This window comes from Ligilactobacillus salivarius, from assembly GCF_035231985.1.
Taxonomy (GTDB): Bacteria; Bacillota; Bacilli; order Lactobacillales; family Lactobacillaceae; genus Ligilactobacillus; species Ligilactobacillus salivarius.
The window spans coordinates 363426-386756 of the sequence record NZ_CP117983.1; the positions used below are offsets into that span (position 1 = coordinate 363426).

Below are 23331 nucleotides of genomic sequence, written 5' to 3' on the forward strand. Positions count from 1 at the left end.
ATATCTGTATTTGATTATGGATATATTGTTTTTTATTATCCAATTCTGTAAATTGTGCTATGATTAAATTGTATAGAATTGGAGGTAGGGAAAATGGTAGCTAGAGAGTTAAGTCCATTTGCAAAATCAATCATTGAATATCAAGAAAAAAATCATTTAACAGATGCTGATTTTTCTTTGGAAAGTCATCGCTCAGTTGAAAGAATCCATGCCTTGAAGACAATGGAAGCTGAACCTACTAACGATGAGTATCGCGAAATTACAGCAGTCATTAATGGACAAAAGCTGGATTAAAAATAGATAGAGACTACTTTCGAATCTGTTGATGATTTGGAAGTAGTTTTTTTAATATATTGTTATATATGTAATAATTATTCCAGTAATATTAGTTATTGTTAAATATTAATGAAAACGCCGTATTATCGTTGAAAACAGAGCGTCAATCTTGTAAGATAAAGAGAAGAGTACGCTCTGTGCATCATGAAGCTTTATAGTGATTAAGGATGCACCATTTAATGATATTAATTTAGATAGAGGATAGATAAATAAATGAAAAAAATGATTGTTAAAGGTAAGCAGACCTTATCTGGAGAAGTAACTGTTGGAGGTGCTAAAAACAGTACAGTGGCACTGATTCCAGCAGCTATTTTGGCGGACACAGTTGTAAGATTTGATAGTGTACCGGATATTTTAGATGTACATAATTTGATGATTATTTTAAAGTCTATGAATGTTTCTTCCCATTTTGGACATGGGGAATTGATGATAGATCCTACTGAAATTAAGAAAGCTCCACTTCCTGGTAAAGCTATTAGAAGTTTGCGAGCTTCTTATTATTTCATGGGAGCTTTGTTAGGTAGATTTGGTGAAGCAATTGTTGATTTTCCTGGTGGCGATAATATTGGTCCACGTCCTATTGATCAACATATTAAAGGCTTCGAAGCTTTAGGTGCAAAAGTTGTAGAAGAAAAAGATAAAGTATATATCAAGACTGGTCCTGAAGGTTTGAAGGGTGCAAGAATCTTCTTTGACTTAGTTTCAGTAGGGGCTACAGTTAATGTCTTATTAGCAGCAGTTAAAGCTAAAGGAACTACAATTATTGAAAATGCAGCTAAAGAACCTGAAATTGTCGACTTAGCTACATTTTTAAATAATATGGGAGCTCGAATTCGTGGAGCAGGTACAGATGTTATTAGAATTGAGGGTGTAGATGAATTAAGAGCTACAAATACTCATACAATTATTCCTGATAGAATTGAAGCAGGTACATACTTAGCATTTGCAGCAGCAAACGGTAACGGTGTATTAGTAAAAAATGTTATTACAGAACATTTAGATCCATTCATCGCCAAATTACAAGAGATGGGCGTGCGTTTAGAAATTCATGAAGATAGCATCTATGTTCCTGGTGGCGATTTATTAGTCCCTGTCACAGTTAAAACAGCTCCTTTCCCAGGTTTTGCGACAGATTTGCAACAACCACTAACTCCACTATTATTAAAAGCACAAGGTAGTTCTAGAATTATTGATACATTATATCCTGAACGAGTTAAACATATTCCTGAAATGCGTAAAATGGGTGCAAAGATTTCTAGTAAAGATGGAATTATTACTGTTAAGAGATCTAAAGACTTACTAGGAACAACAGTTGAAGCTAGCGAAATTAGAGCTGGAGTATCATTACTAGGTTTAGCATTAATGGCAGAAGGAACAACTGTGATCACAAAGGCTGATAATATTTTACGTGGTTATGACAGAATAGTAGATAAATTAAAAGGTCTGTCTGTAAAAGTAGAAATTATTACAGATAACCGAGAATAGGGGAAATGTAATGGCGACATCTGAAAATAAAGATATCAAAGAATTAACAATTGCTGAATTGGAAAACATGACGCTAAAGGAAATTTATAATTACGCAAGAATTTATAAAATTCCTTACTATAGCAAAATGAATAAAAAAGAATTATCTTTAGCGGTAATTCGAGCACAAGCAAATAAAAATGGTTTCTATATGAAAGGAATTTTAGAAATAGTTCCTAATCAAGATGGTTATGGATTCTTGAGACCTATCAATTATGGACCATCACAAGAGGATATCTATATTTCAGCATCACAGATTAGACGATTTGGTTTAAGAAATGGTGATGAAGTTGCAGGGACAGCTCGCCCACCTCGACAAGGCGAAAAATTTTATGGAATTTTACACGTTGATTCTGTAAATAATAAGGATCCTGAAGAAGCCAAGAAACGCGATCATTTTCCAGCTTTAACGCCAATTTATCCAGATAAACAGATAGAATTGGAAACAATTAAGGGACAATTATCTACACGTGTAATAGACTTGTTTGCACCGATTGGATTTGGTCAACGTGGTTTAATTGTTGCGCCACCTAAAGCTGGAAAGACTAGTTTGTTAAAAGCAATTGCCAAGGGAATTTCTGCAAATTACCCAGATGCGAAATTGTTATTATTACTAATTGATGAACGTCCAGAAGAAGTTACAGATTTAGAAAGAACAGTTAACGGTGAAGTTGTTTACTCAACTTTTGACCAACGTCCTGAAAATCATGTACGTGTAGCAGAATTATTGCTGGAAAGAGCGATGCGATTAGTTGAAGATAAACAAGATGTTATTATCTTATTGGATTCTTTGACTCGTTTAGCCAGAGCTTATAACTTAGTAGTTCCGCCAAGTGGACGTACACTTTCTGGTGGGATTGATCCGGCAGCCTTATATAAACCAAAGAAATTCTTTGGTGCAGCACGGAATATTGAAGAGGGCGGAAGCTTGACGATCTTGGCGACTGCATTAGTAGATACTGGTTCTCGTATGGATGATGTTATCTATGAAGAATTTAAGGGAACTGGTAACCAAGAACTTCACTTATCACGTGAATTGGCAGAAAGAAGAGTCTTTCCTGCTGTCGATATAAAGCGTTCAGGAACAAGAAAAGAAGAATTATTATTATCACAAGAGAAATTGGATGCATTATGGAAATTGCGTAAAAACTTGAGTAATGATTTAGTTTCTGACACTGAACAGGTGCTACAACTTTTACGTAATTCGCAAGATAATGTTGAATTTTGTGGTAAAATTGAAAAAATGATGAAATAAAAAATTTATTGCAGAATGTTTTGAAACATGTTATTATGTTTCTTGTTGTAATACACAGAATAACTCTGACTCAGCAAATGACTCAGGGCAAAGGAGCGAAATGAAATGAAACAAGGAATTCATCCAGATTACCATGAAGTTGTTTTCATGGACTCTGCAACAGGTTATAAATTTTTATCAGGTTCTACAAAGAATTCTGAAGAAACAATTGAATGGGAAGATGGCAACACATATCCATTGATTCGTGTTGAAATCTCTAGTGATTCACATCCATTCTACACAGGTCGTCAAAAGTTTACACAAGCAGACGGACGTGTGGATCGTTTCAACAAGAAGTACGGTTTCACAAACTAAGATTGTGGATAACTTGTCAAAATCTGTTACTTGCCTCATAATTGAGGTGGGTAACAGATTTTTTTGTTGTGAGGTGAATTATAATATGAAAAAATTTAATTGGTCATTTGATATAATTATGCTAATATTTATTGAAATTTCAATGCTGGTATCATTAGTTTCAAGTTTTATTGAACATAAAAGTATGTTATACATAGCAGAAACAATTGCAGGGATTTTACTAGCTTTGGCTCCTGTGATTGCCTCAAGCCTTTTTAGATTTAACTTGCCTAAATTCCTAAATGCGTTTTATTTATTATTTATATATGGTTCAGTTTATCTAGGTACATTATTACATTTTTATAGCGTGCCTTATTGGGATAAGGGACTTCATTTAATAAGTGGTGCCTTATTGGCTAGTTTTGGATTTTCACTATATGGCATGCTTGTTCCTAAGCACTTAAGAGAACATATGCCAGCTGGATTCTTAGTACTTTATGCATTATCATTTGCAATTTTTTGTGGAGTGTGTTGGGAATTTTATGAGTTTACTTGCGATGGTTTATTTGGAATGAACTTACAGCGTTATGCTAGCAGTGCAGGGAAAGCTTTTCTAGGTCGAGCAGCATTGATGGATACTATGGGAGATCTAATTGCTGATACAATTGGTGCAGGATTGCTATGTATTTATGCATATTTTAATATTAAACGTTCATCACGATGGTTACAGGGATTTTATTTTCATAAGTCATTTAGATTTTAAAAATACAGGCAGCTAATTTGAATTTTAGCTGCCTGTATTTTTATTATCCCAAAATTTAAATAGGTTATTTTGTAATTCGAGCTTATTGTGGACTATATGTGCATATTTCCAATGTGGTGGAAAAAATTGTGTATAACGAGCTGTTGAAAAACGAGAATCTATTAAGAGTACAACACCAATATCAGTAGAACTTCTGATGACACGACCAGCAGCTTGGAAAATATTATTAAGTCCAGGCAGCTGATAAGCGTATTGAAATCCATTCTTTTGCTTATTATCGAAGTATTCTTTTAGTTCATTAGTTTCTGAATTCAACATTGGAAGTCCAACGCTAACTATAGCTACGCCATTTAGACGATCACCTTTCAAATCAATACCTTCAGCAAAACTACCACCTAATACGGCAAAACCAAGTAAAACTTTAGATGGATTTGAAACAAATTGCTTTAAAAATTCCTCTTGTTGTATTCTAGTCATATTAGTTTCTTGAATTATAGTATCTACATGTGGATAAGCTTGATTGAAAGCTACAACCACTTGCTTTAAAAAAGTATATGAAGGTAAAAATACCAGATAATTACCAGTTTTGGCAGTAATCATGGTATAAATAGCCGTAATAATTTTAGTTAAACTATGTTGTCTTTGTTGATAAGTCACAGGAATGTATGAAGTTATCAACAAGTTAAGATTACTTTCATTAAAGGGTGAAGTTAGTTGATATAATAAGCTGTCATCAATTAAGCCAAACATTTCTTGATAGTAATTTAAAGGAGATAGGGTAGCTGAAAATAGTATAGCACTACCCCCTAAATTAAGACTATTAGCAATTAAGCTGCTAGAATCTAAGCAAAATACCCTAATTAATAATTCAGAATTTTTTGTAATTAACAGGTGTGTTCTGAAACTTTCAGTATAATAGTCGCTAACTTTGACAAAAGTATAAGCAGTGAAGAAAAGTTCCAATAACTCATCTTTAAGTGAAAATTCTGGATTTTCTTTTAACCATTCTGTAATAAAGTCACAAAAGTACATCAATTTTTTTGTTATTGAAGAAAGCTTTTCTTTAATTATTACATCCTGTTGTTGATAATTTAATAGTGGTTCCTTAATTAAATCAAAAGCATTTAAAAGTGTGTTTAACTTATTCACAACTTCTTGTGGAGGTTGTGGAAGTGAGTGAAGTTTATCTAATAAGTTTTTAACTTCTTCAGAAGAAATTTCCTTTGTGTACATGGCTCGAGAGCGATCAATTAAATTATGGGCTTCGTCTATCAAAAATGTATAGCCATAATTTTTTTCTGTAAAGAAGCGTTGTAATTTAACTAAGGGATCGAAAAGATAATTATAATCACATATAATTAAATCGCAGAAATTACTAACATCTAAAGAAAATTCAAATGGATCTAGTAAATGTTTTTTAGCGTAAGTTTCAATGACTTGTCGAGTGATAATTTTTTCATTGGTTAAAATATCCATTAAAGCTGGACGTAAACGGTCATAATAACCTAAATAATAGGGATTTTCATCATCTGGTATATCTATTTCTTCAGCGAAGGTAATTTGTTCTTTGGAAGTTAGAGTAATAGTTGAAATAGAAAGACCATGGTCTACTAATAACTGCAAAGTTTCTTCTGCTACCTGTCGAGTACTTTGTTTGGCAGTTAGATAGAATATTTTTTGACATTTACTGGTACCTAAAGCTTTAATTGCAGGAAAAATAGTTGAAATAGTCTTTCCAGTTCCAGTGGGAGCTTCAACCAATAATTTTTTATTTAAAGCAATTGTTTTATAAACTGCAGTAGCAAATTCATATTGATTCTGTCGATAAGATGAAAAAGGAAAGTCTAAATTATTAATTGACAAATCACGTTCTTTTTTTAGTTGATGTTGGAGTTTTATCCAATTGGTAAAGGATTCAATAACTTCATTAAAGAAGTCTTTAGCTTTATTTTGGTTTATAACTTGAATTTTTTCAGTTGTTACATTAGTAGTTGTTTGGACATAAATTAATTTAAGTGATAATTCTGATAAACCTTCTTTTTCCATGATTATGTGAGCGTAAATTTTAGCCTGTGCCCAATAAAGTTCAAGTGTATTAGCAGAGAGTTCTTCAAATTCGAGACTAGAAGTTTTAATCTCAACGATTTGACTTGGAATGTCATCAATACATTTAAGACCATCAGCTCGTCCATGAAGTATCCAAGACTCGCCATCGATAAGCAATTCTTTTTTTAAAGAAAATTCAGCTTTAGTATCTTTAGAAAATTTTTTTTGTAATTGTTGGTGGATATTAATTCCATCTAAGGCAGTATTCTGAGAATTAACACTAGATATTAGATTTCCCTTCTTTAAAATAAATTCAACTAATTTTCTGACACCAATAGAAGTTTGCAAACTAACACCATCCCCTTACATATTAAGTATCAAAAAAAGATTCATAGATATCGTAGCATAAATTTTATAAGTAGTCATTATGCTTGTGTTATAATTAAATATTTATCATTTATATAACTTTATAATAAAGAGTGAAGTTTTTATTTTACATTAAATATTAAGTTTATATAAAGAAGTTATAGTGACTAATTTACATTTTTAAAAATACAATAAAATTATAAATAAAATATTTTGACATAATTGGTTACAGTTGATAAAGTTTATATACCAAGCTTTATCGGAAAAATTTCTATTTAACATAATCAACACAGTGTTGATTATAACTGTAAAAAGCTTTACATTATAGCTTTTTTTAGTTGTTTAATAGGGCTATTTTTTTTATTTTTTTGACATTTTTAAATATTGAAATAATTGTGTGAAACGTATATAATTAGGGGATAGATCGATTAAAATATTTTTGTTTTGATTGATTCTATAATTCAATTTAGATATGGGGGATTGAACATTGAAATTCAGAAGAAATAAGAAAGATTTCTTTGAATTTGAAAATGATAGAAAGACACACGTCAAACTCTATAAAGCTGGCAAGCAATGGGTAAGCTCCTTAATCTCTTCTATAGGATTAATAAGAGTATTTAAAGGTAAATTAGATAAATCTACTATGAATACTCAACTTGTTAGCAAAGAAAAGGATAAGAAATCAGAGGATAAATTAAGTTCAGATGGCATAACCGCAGCATTGAAAGGTGCTGCGGCATTGGGAGCAGTTGCCGGAGGTACGGTATTAACTGCTAACACTGCTTTAGCTGATACAAAGCAGTTAGACAGCAATCAAAATTTAGTAAATAAAGAGACTGTTAACTTAAGTTCAGGATCTGGTAGCAGTAGTGTAAGTGATAGTTTAAGTACAAGTGAAAGCGACGTGCAATCAGAAGCATCTGTTTCCAAGAGTGAATCTGTATCTCTAAATACTAATAGCAGTTCAACAAGTGAAACTAAATCAAATAGTAATTCCAGTAGTGAATCTATTTCTGAAAGTAAGTCTAATTCACAAAGTCAAGCAAGCACTTCTCAAAGCATTAGTAGAAGTGAATCACTAGCATCTTCTAGCAGCATAAATAATAGTAGTAATGTAACAAGTTCTAAAGCACAACTTGAACAAATGCTTATGCAAGCAGATTCAATGATGCATACAGAAGGCTTCCAAAATGCGAGCCAAGAATATCAGACTGCTTACATTGCGGCTGTTCAATATTATCGAGAAATTTTGTCTGATTCTGCAAACAATTTATCAGAAGAAGATTACCAATATGGTGTTGCAAGTTTAGGTGAACTACAAGGCGTATTTACCGGAACAACAACGCTTCAACCTCAAGTATTTGCTGTGGGAGCAGCGCAAGATACTCAACAAACTGCCACAATGCTTGAAAATGGTAAGGGTGGTAGATATATTGTTGGTGATAAATACGGACGAATTTGGACCGATTTTACTACTGGTTCGCCACAGCCTCATTTAGTTGCTTCGCGAGATTCAGGCCAAGGATGGGGTTATGTTGAGGCAAATATTAAGGTCAACCGTGAAACATTAGAGAATGGACGCGATAGATGGACGGTAACCTTCTTTCCGGAAAAAGCATTTAATAGTGGAAATCCAGGAGATAAAGGCGGAAATGGTCTTGTTAATGCGAAATTTGGTATTGGATTAACCAGTGATTACAATGTTGTTTCACCAGTAAAGATTGTTGTAGATACTGATCCTAATGATTTGACATTCGGGACTGAGTATCAACAAGCTGATGTGGAACCACATAAGGAAATGGAATTTGATCCTAATAAAGATGTTGATGCAAATAGTGGTGCGGTTACAACACTTAATCCATCTGCTACTGTAATGAACCCATATTTGCAAAAAGTGTATTTTGTCTCTGACAAAGTAACGCCTGATATTTTCACCAAAACGATTCAGTCTGCATTAATTACAGAAGGTAAGACGGAAGCCGGAACAGGTATTGTTACAGATGGACTTAATTTACAGGGGCAAACAGCTAGAAATAGCAGTAATGCAGTTTCTACCAACGATAAAGTACTCATTACCAATGGTGGGAAGGATGACCCTGGACACTATAGTTCAAATAACTACCACACCATGATGTACTTTAAGTCATGGGGAATAACAAGTGGTTCACAGCGTTCTTCATTCACAATAAGTTTTGAAACAGAGCATAATCTCCAACATCAAGCAAATCTACAAGTAGGAAAAGATGGTTACCAAACATTTTCTGGTTTAACAGCAGCCGTTAAATCTTATCAAAATGCATGGCAGAATATGTTCTCGATTTATGAAGGAGAAGAAGCAAGTAGCCGAACTACACCAATTAGAGTCATATTTAAGGAAAAATACGTTTTAGGCGGACAATCTAGTATGGAAATTCCGCAACATCAGTATGTGATGAGGGGAATTACTAATAATAAAACTTTTGATGTTACTAACTCCGCTGTTGTAAATGGAGAGGAACGCAATGTAGTTGATTTCACGGATATTGATAGTAAATATACCGCAGAACAAATAAAAGAATATTTCCAAAAAGTCTTAAATGATTCTACCTTACCAACTATTGAAGGGTTTAGAAGAAGTCTTACCTCAGAAATTAAGATTATTGATGGTATTCAAACGCAAGTAAATACGTTTACATTTACCAAAATAGATACCAGTAAAATTAATGATACAGGACAATTGCGAACGGATATTGGTAACTTACAGGAAAAAATTGTAGCATTTACAAAAAATGTAGCAAATCAAACAAACCAGCTGAAAAGTTTAGATGGAACTGCCCTTTCAACTTTAAACGGAAGTGATTTAGAAAGTAAAGTTAGACAGGATTATTATGATATTGCCGAAATGAAAGGGAATATTATTTCGGAAATCAATGCACTATTGGCTACTAATCCTAGCAATGCCGAAGAATTAAAAGTTCTCAAACAAATAACCGAGTCCATGGAAAAGGTTGCAGAGCTTACTGGTGAACAGTTAGGCGATGTTAGAGACTTATATCTTGATTCGGTAAAGGGTTTAAGACCTCATATTGGAAATGATGCCTATAAGAATCTTAAAACAGGGAAGAATCTAGCCAATGAAGCATTACAGGATTGGCAAGACATTTTTAGATCATATAATGCGTCTGTTACACAAGAAGCTAACCGTTTACTGGATATTACACAAAATGCTAAGGGTGTAACTGTTGAAAAAGCAAGTGCTGCGACTAGAGCAGAGTATGAGAAAGCTAAACAAGAGGTTATAGATCTAATTCAACCTGGACAAATGGGGAATGCTGGAGCAACAGGAACTTACTCACAAATATTTGATGCTCTTTCAGGTTTGAATGATGCAATTTACAATTTAAAAGATGAAAAAGAAGAAAGTTTAAGCTTGTCTACAAGTTCGTCACAATCAATGAGTGTATCTCAATCGCTAAGTAAGAGTGCAAGTGAATCCTTGAGCGCAAGCACATCCCTAAGTGAAAGCTTAAGTGCAAGCACATCCTTGAGTGAGAGCTTGAGTGCAAGCACATCCTTGAGCGAAAGCTTAAGTGCAAGTACATCCTTGAGTGAATCCTTAAGCGCAAGCACATCCTTGAGCGAAAGCTTAAGTGCAAGTACATCCTTGAGTGAATCCTTGAGCGCAAGCACATCCCTAAGCGAAAGCTTAAGTGCAAGTACATCCTTGAGTGAATCCTTGAGCGCAAGCACATCCTTGAGCGAAAGCTTAAGTGCAAGTACATCCTTGAGTGAATCCTTAAGCGCAAGCACATCCTTGAGCGAAAGCTTGAGTGCAAGTACATCCTTGAGTGAATCCTTGAGCGCAAGCACATCCTTGAGCGAAAGCTTGAGTGCAAGTACATCCTTGAGTGAATCCTTGAGTGCAAGCACATCCTTGAGCGAAAGCTTAAGTGCAAGTACATCGTTGAGTGAATCCTTGAGCGCAAGCACATCCTTGAGCGAAAGCTTAAGTGCAAGTACATCCTTGAGCGAGAGTTTGAGTGCAAGCACATCCTTGAGTGAAAGCTTAAGTGCAAGTACATCGTTGAGTGAATCCTTGAGCGCAAGCACATCCTTGAGCGAAAGCTTAAGTGCAAGTACATCCTTGAGCGAGAGTTTGAGTGCAAGCACATCCTTGAGTGAAAGCTTAAGTGCAAGTACATCCTTGAGTGAATCCTTGAGCGCAAGCACATCACTAAGTGAAAGCTTGAGTGCAAGTACATCGTTGAGTGAATCCTTGAGCGCAAGCACATCGTTGAGTGAATCCTTGAGCGCAAGCACATCCTTAAGCGAAAGCTTGAGTGCAAGCACATCGTTGAGTGAATCCTTGAGCGCAAGCACATCCTTAAGCGAAAGCTTGAGTGCAAGCACATCGTTGAGTGAATCCTTGAGCGCAAGCACATCGTTGAGTGAATCCTTGAGCGCAAGCACATCCTTGAGTGAGAGCTTGAGTGCAAGCACATCCTTGAGTGAATCCTTGAGCGCAAGCACATCTCTAAGCGAAAGCTTAAGTGCAAGTACATCCTTGAGTGAAAGCTTGAGTGCAAGCACATCTCTAAGCGAAAGCTTAAGTGCAAGCACATCCTTGAGTGAATCCTTGAGCGCAAGCACATCCTTGAGCGAAAGCTTAAGTGCAAGTACATCATTGAGTGAATCCTTGAGCGCAAGCACATCGTTGAGCGAAAGCTTAAGTGCAAGCACATCCTTGAGTGAAAGCTTGAGTGCAAGTACATCATTGAGTGAATCCTTGAGCGCAAGCACATCATTGAGTGAGAGCTTGAGTGCAAGTACATCATTGAGTGAATCCTTGAGCGCAAGCACATCCTTGAGTGAGAGCTTGAGTGCAAGTACATCCCTAAGCGAAAGCTTAAGTGCAAGTACATCATTGAGTGAGAGCTTGAGTGCAAGCACATCCCTAAGCGAAAGCCTAAGTGCAAGCACATCCTTGAGTGAGAGCTTGAGTGCAAGCACATCATTAAGCGAAAGCTTAAGTGCAAGCACATCGTTGAGTGAATCCTTGAGCGCAAGCACATCTCTAAGTGAAAGCTTGAGTGCAAGCACATCCCTAAGCGAAAGCCTAAGTGCAAGCACATCCCTAAGTGAAAGCTTGAGTGCAAGCACATCTCTAAGCGAAAGCTTGAGTGCAAGCACATCCTTGAGTGAATCCTTGAGTGCAAGCACATCCCTAAGCGAAAGCTTAAGTGCAAGCACATCCTTGAGTGAATCCTTGAGCGCAAGCACATCCCTAAGCGAAAGCTTGAGTGCAAGCACATCTCTAAGCGAAAGCTTGAGTGCAAGCACATCCTTGAGTGAATCCTTGAGTGCAAGCACATCCCTAAGCGAAAGCTTAAGTGCAAGCACATCCTTGAGTGAATCCTTGAGCGCAAGCACATCCCTAAGCGAAAGCTTGAGTGCAAGTACATCATTGAGTGAATCCTTGAGCGCAAGCACATCTCTAAGTGAAAGCTTGAGTGCAAGCACATCCTTGAGTGAATCCTTGAGCGCAAGCACATCTCTAAGCGAAAGCTTAAGTGCAAGCACATCCTTGAGTGAGAGCTTGAGTGCAAGCACATCCTTGAGTGAATCCTTGAGCGCAAGTACATCCTTGAGTGAATCCTTGAGCGCAAGCACATCCTTAAGTGAAAGCTTGAGTGCAAGCACATCCTTAAGTGAAAGCTTGAGTGCAAGCACATCCTTGAGCGAGAGTTTGAGTGCAAGTACATCATTGAGTGAGTCCTTGAGCGCAAGCACATCCTTGAGCGAAAGCTTAAGTGCAAGTACATCCCTAAGCGAAAGCTTGAGTGCAAGTACATCATTGAGTGAATCCTTGAGCGCAAGCACATCGTTGAGTGAATCCTTGAGCGCAAGCACATCCTTAAGCGAAAGCTTGAGTGCAAGCACATCGTTGAGTGAATCCTTGAGCGCAAGCACATCCTTAAGCGAAAGCTTGAGTGCAAGCACATCTCTAAGCGAAAGCTTGAGTGCAAGCACATCGTTGAGTGAATCCTTGAGCGCAAGTACATCTCTAAGCGAAAGCCTAAGTGCAAGCACATCGTTGAGTGAATCCTTGAGCGCAAGCACATCTCTAAGCGAAAGCCTAAGTGCAAGCACATCTCTAAGCGAAAGCCTAAGTGCAAGCACATCCTTGAGTGAATCCTTGAGCGCAAGCACATCTCTAAGCGAAAGCTTAAGTGCAAGCACATCGTTGAGTGAATCCTTGAGCGCAAGCACATCTCTAAGCGAAAGCTTAAGTGCAAGCACATCGTTGAGTGAATCCTTGAGCGCAAGCACATCGTTGAGTGAATCCTTGAGCGCAAGCACATCCTTAAGCGAAAGCTTGAGTGCAAGCACATCGTTGAGTGAATCCTTGAGCGCAAGCACATCCTTAAGCGAAAGCTTGAGTGCAAGCACATCTCTAAGCGAAAGCTTAAGTGCAAGCACATCGTTGAGTGAATCCTTGAGTGCAAGCACATCGTTGAGTGAATCCTTGAGCGCAAGCACATCTCTAAGCGAAAGCTTAAGTGCAAGTACATCGTTGAGTGAATCCTTGAGCGCAAGCACATCTCTAAGCGAAAGCTTAAGTGCAAGTACATCGTTGAGTGAATCCTTGAGCGCAAGCACATCTCTAAGCGAAAGCTTGAGTGCAAGCACATCGTTGAGTGAATCCTTGAGCGCAAGCACATCCCTAAGCGAAAGCTTAAGTGCAAGCACATCGTTGAGTGAGAGCTTGAGTGCAAGCACATCGTTGAGTGAGAGCTTGAGTGCAAGCACATCCTTGAGTGAGAGCTTGAGTGCAAGCACATCCTTGAGTGAGAGCTTGAGTGCAAGCACATCGTTGAGTGAATCCTTGAGCGCAAGCACATCCTTAAGTGAAAGCTTAAGTGCAAGCACATCCCTAAGCGAAAGCTTGAGTGCAAGCACATCGTTGAGTGAATCCTTGAGCGCAAGCACATCCTTGAGTGAATCCTTGAGCGCAAGCACATCCCTAAGCGAAAGCTTGAGTGCAAGCACATCCTTGAGTGAATCCTTGAGCGCAAGCACATCCTTGAGTGAAAGCTTAAGTGCAAGCACATCCTTGAGCGAATCCTTGAGCGCAAGCACATCCTTAAGTGAAAGCTTGAGTGCAAGTACATCCTTGAGTGAATCCTTGAGCGCAAGCACATCCTTGAGTGAAAGCTTGAGTGCAAGTACATCGTTGAGTGAATCCTTGAGCGCAAGCACATCCTTGAGTGAATCCTTGAGCGCAAGCACATCCTTGAGCGAAAGCTTGAGTGCAAGTACATCCCTAAGCGAAAGCTTAAGTGCAAGTACATCCTTGAGTGAGAGCTTGAGTGCAAGTACATCCCTAAGCGAAAGCTTGAGTGCAAGCACATCGTTGAGTGAATCCTTGAGCGCAAGCACATCCTTGAGCGAAAGCTTAAGTGCAAGTACATCATTGAGTGAATCCTTGAGCGCAAGCACATCGTTGAGCGAAAGCTTAAGTGCAAGCACATCCTTGAGTGAAAGCTTGAGTGCAAGTACATCATTGAGTGAATCCTTGAGCGCAAGCACATCATTGAGTGAGAGCTTGAGTGCAAGTACATCATTGAGTGAATCCTTGAGCGCAAGCACATCCTTGAGTGAGAGCTTGAGTGCAAGTACATCCCTAAGCGAAAGCTTAAGTGCAAGTACATCATTGAGTGAGAGCTTGAGTGCAAGCACATCCCTAAGCGAAAGCCTAAGTGCAAGCACATCCTTGAGTGAGAGCTTGAGTGCAAGCACATCATTAAGCGAAAGCTTAAGTGCAAGCACATCGTTGAGTGAATCCTTGAGCGCAAGCACATCTCTAAGCGAAAGCTTAAGTGCAAGCACATCGTTGAGTGAATCCTTGAGCGCAAGCACATCTCTAAGCGAAAGCTTAAGTGCAAGTACATCCTTGAGTGAAAGCTTGAGCGCAAGCACATCCCTAAGCGAAAGCTTGAGTGCAAGCACATCGTTGAGTGAATCCTTGAGCGCAAGCACATCCCTAAGTGAAAGCTTGAGTGCAAGCACATCGTTGAGTGAATCCTTGAGCGCAAGCACATCCCTAAGTGAAAGCTTGAGTGCAAGCACATCCTTGAGTGAATCCTTGAGCGCAAGCACATCTCTAAGTGAAAGCTTGAGTGCAAGCACATCATTAAGCGAAAGCTTAAGTGCAAGCACATCCTTGAGTGAATCCTTGAGCGCAAGCACATCTCTAAGCGAAAGCTTAAGTGCAAGCACATCCTTGAGTGAATCCTTGAGCGCAAGCACATCCTTGAGTGAAAGCTTAAGTGCAAGCACATCTCTAAGCGAAAGCTTAAGTGCAAGCACATCCTTGAGTGAAAGCTTAAGTGCAAGCACATCCTTGAGTGAATCCTTGAGCGCAAGCACATCTCTAAGTGAAAGCTTGAGTGCAAGCACATCTCTAAGCGAAAGCTTAAGTGCAAGCACATCCTTGAGTGAGAGCTTAAGTGCAAGCACATCCTTGAGTGAATCCTTGAGCGCAAGCACATCCCTAAGTGAAAGCTTGAGTGCAAGCACATCCTTGAGTGAATCCTTGAGCGCAAGCACATCTCTAAGTGAAAGCTTGAGTGCAAGCACATCATTAAGCGAAAGCTTAAGTGCAAGCACATCCTTGAGTGAATCCTTGAGCGCAAGCACATCCTTGAGTGAAAGCTTAAGTGCAAGCACATCCTTGAGTGAATCCTTGAGCGCAAGCACATCCTTGAGTGAGAGCTTGAGTGCAAGCACATCCTTGAGTGAATCCTTGAGTGCAAGCACATCCTTGAGTGAGAGCTTGAGTGCAAGCACATCCTTGAGTGAATCCTTGAGTGCAAGCACATCCTTGAGTGAAAGCTTGAGTGCAAGCACATCCTTGAGTGAATCCTTGAGTGCAAGCACATCCTTGAGTGAATCCTTGAGCGCAAGCACATCTCTAAGTGAAAGCTTGAGCGCAAGCACATCCTTGAGTGAAAGCTTAAGTGCAAGCACATCCTTGAGTGAATCCTTGAGCGCAAGCACATCCCTAAGCGAAAGCTTGAGTGCAAGCACATCCTTGAGTGAATCCTTGAGCGCAAGCACATCCCTAAGTGAAAGCTTAAGTGCAAGCACATCCCTAAGTGAAAGCTTGAGTGCAAGCACATCCTTGAGTGAGAGCTTGAGTGCAAGCACATCTCTAAGCGAAAGCTTAAGTGCAAGCACATCCTTGAGTGAAAGCTTAAGTGCAAGCACATCCTTGAGTGAATCCTTGAGCGCAAGCACATCTCTAAGCGAAAGCTTAAGTGCAAGCACATCCTTGAGTGAGAGCTTAAGTGCAAGCACATCCTTGAGTGAATCCTTGAGCGCAAGCACATCCCTAAGTGAAAGCTTAAGTGCAAGCACATCGTTGAGTGAATCCTTGAGCGCAAGCACATCTCTAAGTGAAAGCTTGAGTGCAAGCACATCCTTGAGTGAAAGCTTAAGTGCAAGTACATCCTTGAGTGAATCTTTGAGCGCAAGCACATCCTTGAGTGAAAGCTTAAGTGCAAGCACATCCTTGAGTGAATCTTTGAGCGCAAGCACATCCTTGAGTGAAAGCTTAAGTGCAAGCACATCCTTGAGTGAATCCTTGAGCGCAAGCACATCCCTAAGCGAAAGCTTGAGTGCAAGCACATCCTTGAGTGAATCCTTGAGCGCAAGCACATCCCTAAGTGAAAGCTTAAGTGCAAGCACATCCCTAAGTGAAAGCTTGAGTGCAAGCACATCCTTGAGTGAGAGCTTGAGTGCAAGCACATCCTTGAGTGAATCCTTGAGCGCAAGCACATCCTTGAGTGAGAGCTTGAGTGCAAGCACATCCTTGAGTGAATCCTTGAGTGCAAGCACATCCTTGAGTGAGAGCTTGAGTGCAAGCACATCCTTGAGTGAATCCTTGAGTGCAAGCACATCCTTGAGTGAAAGCTTGAGTGCAAGCACATCCTTGAGTGAATCCTTGAGTGCAAGCACATCCTTGAGTGAATCCTTGAGCGCAAGCACATCTCTAAGTGAAAGCTTGAGCGCAAGCACATCCTTGAGTGAAAGCTTAAGTGCAAGCACATCCTTGAGTGAATCCTTGAGCGCAAGCACATCCCTAAGCGAAAGCTTGAGTGCAAGCACATCCTTGAGTGAATCCTTGAGCGCAAGCACATCCCTAAGTGAAAGCTTAAGTGCAAGCACATCCCTAAGTGAAAGCTTGAGTGCAAGCACATCCTTGAGTGAGAGCTTGAGTGCAAGCACATCCTTGAGTGAATCCTTGAGCGCAAGCACATCCTTGAGTGAGAGCTTGAGTGCAAGCACATCCTTGAGTGAATCCTTGAGTGCAAGCACATCCTTGAGTGAGAGCTTGAGTGCAAGCACATCCTTGAGTGAATCCTTGAGTGCAAGCACATCCTTGAGTGAAAGCTTGAGTGCAAGCACATCATTAAGCGAAAGCTTAAGTGCAAGCACATCCTTGAGTGAATCCTTGAGCGCAAGCACATCTCTAAGTGAAAGCTTGAGCGCAAGCACATCCTTGAGTGAAAGCTTAAGTGCAAGCACATCCTTGAGTGAATCCTTGAGCGCAAGCACATCCCTAAGCGAAAGCTTGAGTGCAAGCACATCCTTGAGTGAATCCTTGAGCGCAAGCACATCTCTAAGTGAAAGCTTGAGTGCAAGCACATCCTTGAGTGAAAGCTTGAGTGCAAGCACATCATTAAGCGAAAGCTTAAGTGCAAGCACATCTCTAAGTGAAAGCTTGAGTGCAAGCACATCCTTGAGTGAAAGCTTGAGTGCAAGCACATCATTAAGCGAAAGCTTAAGTGCAAGCACATCCTTGAGTGAATCCTTGAGCGCAAGCACATCCTTGAGTGAATCCTTGAGCGCAAGCACATCCTTGAGTGAAAGCTTAAGCGCAAGCACATCCTTGAGTGAAAGCTTAAGTGCAAGCACATCCTTGAGTGAAAGCTTAAGTGCAAGCACATCCCTAAGCGAAAGCTTAAGTGCAAGCACATCCTTGAGTGAATCCTTGAGCGCAAGCACATCTCTAAGTGAAAGCTTGAGTGCAAGCACATCATTAAGCGAAAGCTTAAGTGCAAGCACATCTCTAAGTGAAAGCTTGAGTGCAAGCACATCCTTGAGTGAAAGCTTGAGTGCAAGCACATCATTAAGCGAAAGCTTAAGTGCAAGCACATCCTTGAGTGAATCCTTGAGCGCAAGCACATCTCTAAGCGAAAGCTTAAGTGCAAGCACATCGTTGAGTGAATCCTTGAGCGCAAGCACATCTCTAAGCGAAAGCTTAAGTGCAAGCACATCGTTGAGTGAATCCTTGAGCGCAAGCACATCCTTGAGTGAGAGCTTGAGTGCAAGCACATCCTTGAGTGAAAGCTTAAGTGCAAGCACATCCTTGAGTGAAAGCTTAAGTGCAAGCACATCCCTAAGCGAAAGCTTAAGTGCAAGCACATCCTTGAGTGAATCCTTGAGCGCAAGCACATCCTTGAGTGAATCCTTGAGCGCAAGCACATCTCTAAGCGAAAGCTTAAGTGCAAGCACATCGTTGAGTGAATCCTTGAGCGCAAGCACATCCTTGAGTGAGAGCTTGAGTGCAAGCACATCCTTGAGTGAAAGCTTAAGTGCAAGCACATCGTTGAGTGAAAGCTTAAGTGCAAGCACATCCCTAAGCGAAAGCTTAAGTGCAAGCACATCCTTGAGTGAATCCTTGAGCGCAAGCACATCCTTGAGTGAATCCTTGAGCGCAAGCACATCCTTGAGTGAATCCTTGAGCGCAAGCACATCCTTGAGTGAGAGCTTGAGTGCAAGCACATCCTTGAGTGAAAGCTTAAGTGCAAGCACATCCTTGAGTGAAAGCTTAAGTGCAAGCACATCCCTAAGCGAAAGCTTAAGTGCAAGCACATCCTTGAGTGAATCCTTGAGCGCAAGCACATCTCTAAGTGAAAGCTTGAGTGCAAGCACATCCTTGAGTGAATCCTTGAGCGCAAGCACATCTCTAAGCGAAAGCTTAAGTGCAAGCACATCCTTGAGTGAATCCTTGAGCGCAAGCACATCTCTAAGCGAAAGCTTAAGTGCAAGCACATCCTTGAGTGAATCCTTGAGCGCAAGCACATCTCTAAGTGAAAGCTTGAGTGCAAGCACATCTCTAAGCGAAAGCTTAAGTGCAAGCACATCCTTGAGTGAGAGCTTAAGTGCAAGCACATCCTTGAGTGAATCCTTGAGCGCAAGCACATCCTTGAGTGAATCCTTGAGCGCAAGCACATCCTTGAGTGAGAGCTTGAGTGCAAGCACATCCTTGAGTGAAAGCTTAAGTGCAAGCACATCCTTGAGTGAATCCTTGAGCGCAAGCACATCGTTGAGTGAATCCTTGAGCGCAAGCACATCCTTGAGTGAATCCTTGAGCGCAAGCACATCCTTGAGTGAAAGCTTAAGTGCAAGCACATCCTTGAGTGAATCCTTGAGCGCAAGCACATCCTTGAGTGAGAGCTTGAGTGCAAGCACATCCTTGAGTGAAAGCTTGAGTGCAAGTACATCGTTGAGTGAATCCTTGAGCGCAAGCACATCCCTAAGTGAAAGCTTAAGTGCAAGCACATCCTTGAGTGAAAGCTTGAGTGCAAGTACATCATTGAGTGAATCTTTGAGCGCAAGCACATCCCTAAGCGAAAGCTTGAGTGCAAGTACATCCTTGAGTGAATCCTTGAGCGCAAGCACATCCTTGAGTGAAAGCTTAAGTGCAAGCACATCTCTAAGCGAAAGCTTAAGTGCAAGCACATCCTTGAGTGAATCCTTGAGCGCAAGCACATCTCTAAGCGAAAGCTTAAGTGCAAGCACATCGTTGAGTGAATCCTTGAGCGCAAGCACATCTCTAAGCGAAAGCTTAAGTGCAAGCACATCCTTGAGTGAATCCTTGAGCGCAAGCACATCCTTGAGTGAGAGCTTGAGTGCAAGCACATCGTTGAGTGAATCCTTGAGCGCAAGCACATCTCTAAGCGAAAGCTTGAGTGCAAGCACATCGTTGAGTGAATCCTTGAGCGCAAGCACATCTCTAAGCGAAAGCTTAAGTGCAAGTACATCGTTGAGTGAATCCTTGAGCGCAAGCACATCCCTAAGCGAAAGCTTGAGTGCAAGCACATCGTTGAGTGAATCCTTGAGCGCAAGCACATCGTTGAGTGAATCCTTGAGCGCAAGCACATCCCTAAGTGAAAGCTTGAGTGCAAGCACATCCTTAAGCGAAAGCTTGAGTGCAAGCACATCCTTGAGTGAAAGCTTGAGTGCAAGCACATCGTTGAGTGAATCCTTGAGTGCAAGCACATCCTTGAGTGAATCCTTGAGCGCAAGCACATCCTTAAGCGAAAGCTTGAGTGCAAGCACATCGTTGAGTGAATCCTCGAGCGCAAGCACATCCTTAAGCGAAAGCTTGAGTGCAAGCTTGAGTGCAAGCACATCTCTAAGCGAAAGCTTGAGTGCAAGCACATCGTTGAGTGAATCCTTGAGCGCAAGCACATCCTTAAGCGAAAGCTTGAGTGCAAGCACATCTCTAAGCGAAAGCTTGAGTGCAAGCACATCGTTGAGTGAATCCTTGAGCGCAAGTACATCTCTAAGCGAAAGCCTAAGTGCAAGCACATCGTTGAGTGAATCCTTGAGCGCAAGCACATCGTTGAGTGAAAGCTTGAGTGCAAGCACATCCTTGAGCGAAAGCTTGAGTGCAAGTACATCCTTGAGTGAATCCTTGAGTGCAAGCACATCCTTGAGTGAAAGCTTGAGCGCAAGCACATCTCTAAGCGAAAGCTTGAGTGCAAGCACATCTCTAAGCGAAAGCTTAAGTGCAAGTACATCGTTGAGTGAAAGCTTGAGTGCAAGCACATCGTTGAGTGAATCCTTGAGCGCAAGCACATCTCTAAGCGAAAGCTTAAGTGCAAGCACATCGTTGAGTGAATCCTTGAGTGCAAGCACATCGTTGAGTGAATCCTTGAGCGCAAGCACATCCTTAAGTGAAAGCTTGAGTGCAAGCACATCCTTGAGTGAATCCTTGAGCGCAAGCACATCTCTAAGCGAAAGCTTGAGTGCAAGCACATCCTTAAGTGAAAGCTTGAGCGCAAGCACATCTCTAAGCGAAAGCTTGAGTGCAAGCACATCGTTGAGTGAATCCTTGAGCGCAAGCACATCTCTAAGCGAAAGCTTAAGTGCAAGTACATCGTTGAGTGAGAGCTTGAGTGCAAGCACATCGTTGAGTGAATCCTTGAGCGCAAGCACATCTCTAAGCGAAAGCTTAAGTGCAAGTACATCGTTGAGTGAGAGCTTGAGTGCAAGCACATCTCTAAGCGAAAGCTTAAGTGCAAGCACATCGTTGAGTGAATCCTTGAGCGCAAGCACATCTCTAAGCGAAAGCTTAAGTGCAAGCACATCGTTGAGTGAATCCTTGAGCGCAAGCACATCCTTGAGTGAAAGCTTGAGTGCAAGCACATCGTTGAGTGAATCCTTGAGCGCAAGCACATCCTTAAGCGAAAGCTTGAGTGCAAGCACATCGTTGAGTGAATCCTTGAGCGCAAGCACATCTCTAAGCGAAAGCTTGAGTGCAAGCACATCCTTGAGTGAAAGCTTGAGTGCAAGCACATCCTTGAGTGAAAGCTTGAGTGCAAGCACATCCTTAAGTGAAAGCTTGAGTGCAAGCACATCGTTGAGTGAATCCTTGAGCGCAAGCACATCTCTAAGCGAAAGCTTGAGTGCAAGCACATCCTTAAGTGAAAGCTTGAGCGCAAGCACATCTCTAAGCGAAAGCTTGAGTGCAAGCACATCGTTGAGTGAATCCTTGAGCGCAAGCACATCTCTAAGCGAAAGCTTAAGTGCAAGCACATCGTTGAGTGAATCCTTGAGCGCAAGCACATCTCTAAGCGAAAGCTTAAGTGCAAGCACATCGTTGAGTGAATCCTTGAGCGCAAGCACATCCTTGAGTGAAAGCTTGAGTGCAAGCACATCGTTGAGTGAATCCTTGAGCGCAAGCACATCTCTAAGCGAAAGCTTGAGTGCAAGCACATCGTTGAGTGAATCCTTGAGCGCAAGCACATCTCTAAGCGAAAGCTTGAGTGCAAGCACATCGTTGAGTGAAAGCTTGAGCGCAAGCACATCTCTAAGCGAAAGCTTAAGTGCAAGTACATCGTTGAGTGAATCCTTGAGCGCAAGCACATCCCTAAGCGAAAGCTTGAGTGCAAGCACATCGTTGAGTGAATCCTTGAGCGCAAGCACATCCCTAAGCGAAAGCTTGAGTGCAAGTACATCCTTGAGTGAGAGCTTGAGTGCAAGTACATCCTTGAGTGAATCCTTGAGCACAAGCACATCCTTGAGTGAGAGCTTGAGTGCAAGCACATCCTTGAGTGAGAGCTTGAGTGCAAGCACATCGTTGAGTGAGAGTTTGAGCGCAAGTACATCCTTGAGTGAGAGCTTGAGTGCAAGCACATCATTAAGCGAAAGCTTAAGTGCAAGCACATCCTTGAGTGAAAGCTTAAGCACATCAAGTTCATTGAGCACATCCTTGAGTGGAAGTTCTTCAATGAATACAGATGAATCAGATAGTTTGAGTAGATCCTTGAGCGAAAGTGAATCCTTGAGTGAAAGCTTAAGCATATCAAGTTCGTTGAGTAAATCCTTGAGTGGAAGTTCTTCAATGAATACAGATGCATCAGATAGTTTGAGTAGATCCTTGAGTGAAAGTGAATCCTTGAGTGAAAGCTTAAGCACATCAAGTTCGTTGAGTAAATCCTTGAGCGGAAGTTCTTCAATGAATACAGATGCATCAGATAGTTTGAGCAGATCCTTGAGCGAAAGTGAATCCTTGAGTGAAAGCTTAAGCACATCAAGTTCGTTGAGTAAATCCTTGAGTGGAAGTTCTTCAATGAATACAGATGCATCAGATAGTTTGAGTAGATCCTTGAGCGAAAGCGAAAGCTTAAGTACATCAAGTTCGTTGAGTAAATCCTTGAGCGGAAGTTCTTCAATGAATACAGATGCATCAGATAGTTTGAGCAGATCCTTGAGCGAAAGTGAATCCTTGAGTGAAAGCTTAAGCACATCAAGTTCGTTGAGTAAATCCTTGAGTGGAAGTTCTTCAATGAATACAGATGCATCAGATAGTTTGAGTAGATCCTTGAGCGAAAGCGAAAGCTTAAGTACATCAAGTTCGTTGAGTGCAAGTGCATCTCTAATTGATAGTTTGAGTGAAAGTCTATCTAATACTATTTCATCTGAAAACATGAATGATGGAAATAACGGAAATATGATAGGAACTACAAATCCTGGAGCAGTGAATAAAGTTTCAAGTGATAGTTTGAAACACACGGTACAACGTAAAGAATTACCACAAACAGGTGATAGTTCAACTAATGCAGGAGTTCTAGGTGGACTATTCGTATTGACAAGCTTAGCATTAATGAAAGCTAAGAAGAAAAAAGACTAATAAACGATAATCCCCCCTAAATATCGTTGAATTAGATTGAATCTAAGAAAGGGCAAGCAGTTATAACTGCTTGCCCTTTTTGAATATAATAACTTTATCATTAAATAATAATTAATTAAATTATAAAAAATATCATTAATTAAAAGGCTTATTGAATATCAGTAAAAGTTAAATTAAAAGAGTGGAATTGTACAATTCTATTAGATTAATTCAATAAATAAAGATAATAAAAAACATTTA

General features: G+C 40.3%; 8 protein-coding genes and 1 pseudogene. 7 read left to right on the plus strand and 2 right to left on the minus strand.

Going from position 1 to position 23331, the window contains the following annotated elements:
* Positions 1-93: 93 nt before the first annotated feature.
* The 5 genes from PTA89_RS01530 to PTA89_RS01550 all read left to right on the plus strand — a co-directional run bounded on the left by PTA89_RS01530 (position 94) and on the right by PTA89_RS01550 (position 4211).
* Positions 94-294, plus strand: coding sequence for an LBP_cg2779 family protein (locus PTA89_RS01530; protein WP_003699605.1), 201 nt, complete (start codon positions 94-96; stop codon positions 292-294).
* Positions 295-549: 255 nt separating this feature from the next.
* Positions 550-1821: a UDP-N-acetylglucosamine 1-carboxyvinyltransferase gene (locus PTA89_RS01535; protein ID WP_003699603.1), complete on the plus strand. Its 1272-nt coding sequence runs from the start codon at positions 550-552 to the stop codon at positions 1819-1821.
* 10 nt (positions 1822-1831) lie between these two features.
* Entirely contained in the window at positions 1832-3115 is a 1284-nt protein-coding gene (rho, locus tag PTA89_RS01540; protein ID WP_178847649.1) for a transcription termination factor Rho, read from the plus strand.
* Positions 3116-3220: 105 nt separating this feature from the next.
* The gene (locus PTA89_RS01545; RefSeq protein ID WP_003699599.1) at positions 3221-3469 is read left to right on the plus strand and encodes a type B 50S ribosomal protein L31; all 249 of its coding nucleotides are present in this window, start codon (positions 3221-3223) and stop codon (positions 3467-3469) included.
* 85 nt (positions 3470-3554) lie between these two features.
* Positions 3555-4211 (plus strand): hypothetical protein, encoded by a 657-nt coding sequence (locus PTA89_RS01550; RefSeq protein WP_113896077.1) that lies wholly within the window; start codon positions 3555-3557, stop codon positions 4209-4211.
* Between the two features lie 24 nt (positions 4212-4235).
* On the opposite strand, the gene PTA89_RS01555 is transcribed toward PTA89_RS01550, so the two are convergent.
* Positions 4236-6605 (minus strand): ATP-dependent DNA helicase, encoded by a 2370-nt coding sequence (locus tag PTA89_RS01555; RefSeq protein ID WP_324177285.1) that lies wholly within the window; start codon positions 6603-6605, stop codon positions 4236-4238.
* A 505-nt stretch (positions 6606-7110) separates the two neighbouring features.
* Here PTA89_RS01555 and PTA89_RS01560 point away from each other — a divergent pair.
* Positions 7111-7332, plus strand: a pseudogene (locus tag PTA89_RS01560) (KxYKxGKxW signal peptide domain-containing protein); the annotation flags it as partial.
* Positions 7333-10067: 2735 nt separating this feature from the next.
* Here PTA89_RS01560 and PTA89_RS01565 read toward each other — a convergent pair.
* Positions 10068-22973 (minus strand): hypothetical protein, encoded by a 12906-nt coding sequence (locus tag PTA89_RS01565; protein ID WP_324177286.1) that lies wholly within the window; start codon positions 22971-22973, stop codon positions 10068-10070.
* Here PTA89_RS01565 and PTA89_RS01570 point away from each other — a divergent pair.
* A complete protein-coding gene (locus PTA89_RS01570) occupies positions 22888-23091 on the plus strand; it encodes an LPXTG cell wall anchor domain-containing protein (protein ID WP_003708362.1) in 204 nt (67 codons plus the stop codon). The two genes, PTA89_RS01565 and PTA89_RS01570, sit on opposite strands and share 86 nt — an antisense overlap.
* The last annotated feature ends 240 nt before the right edge of the window (positions 23092-23331 follow it).

Excerpts from the sequence above, each read along its gene's own strand:
- rho (WP_178847649.1), top strand. The coding sequence starts at position 1,832 with ATGGCGACATCTGAAAATAAAGATATCAAAGAATTAACAATTGCTGAA.
- PTA89_RS01550 (WP_113896077.1), top strand. The coding sequence starts at position 3,555 with ATGAAAAAATTTAATTGGTCATTTGATATAATTATGCTAATATTTATT.
- PTA89_RS01545 (WP_003699599.1), top strand. The coding sequence starts at position 3,221 with ATGAAACAAGGAATTCATCCAGATTACCATGAAGTTGTTTTCATGGAC.
- PTA89_RS01570 (WP_003708362.1), top strand. The coding sequence starts at position 22,888 with ATGAATGATGGAAATAACGGAAATATGATAGGAACTACAAATCCTGGA.
- PTA89_RS01535 (WP_003699603.1), top strand. The coding sequence starts at position 550 with ATGAAAAAAATGATTGTTAAAGGTAAGCAGACCTTATCTGGAGAAGTA.
- PTA89_RS01530 (WP_003699605.1), top strand. The coding sequence starts at position 94 with ATGGTAGCTAGAGAGTTAAGTCCATTTGCAAAATCAATCATTGAATAT.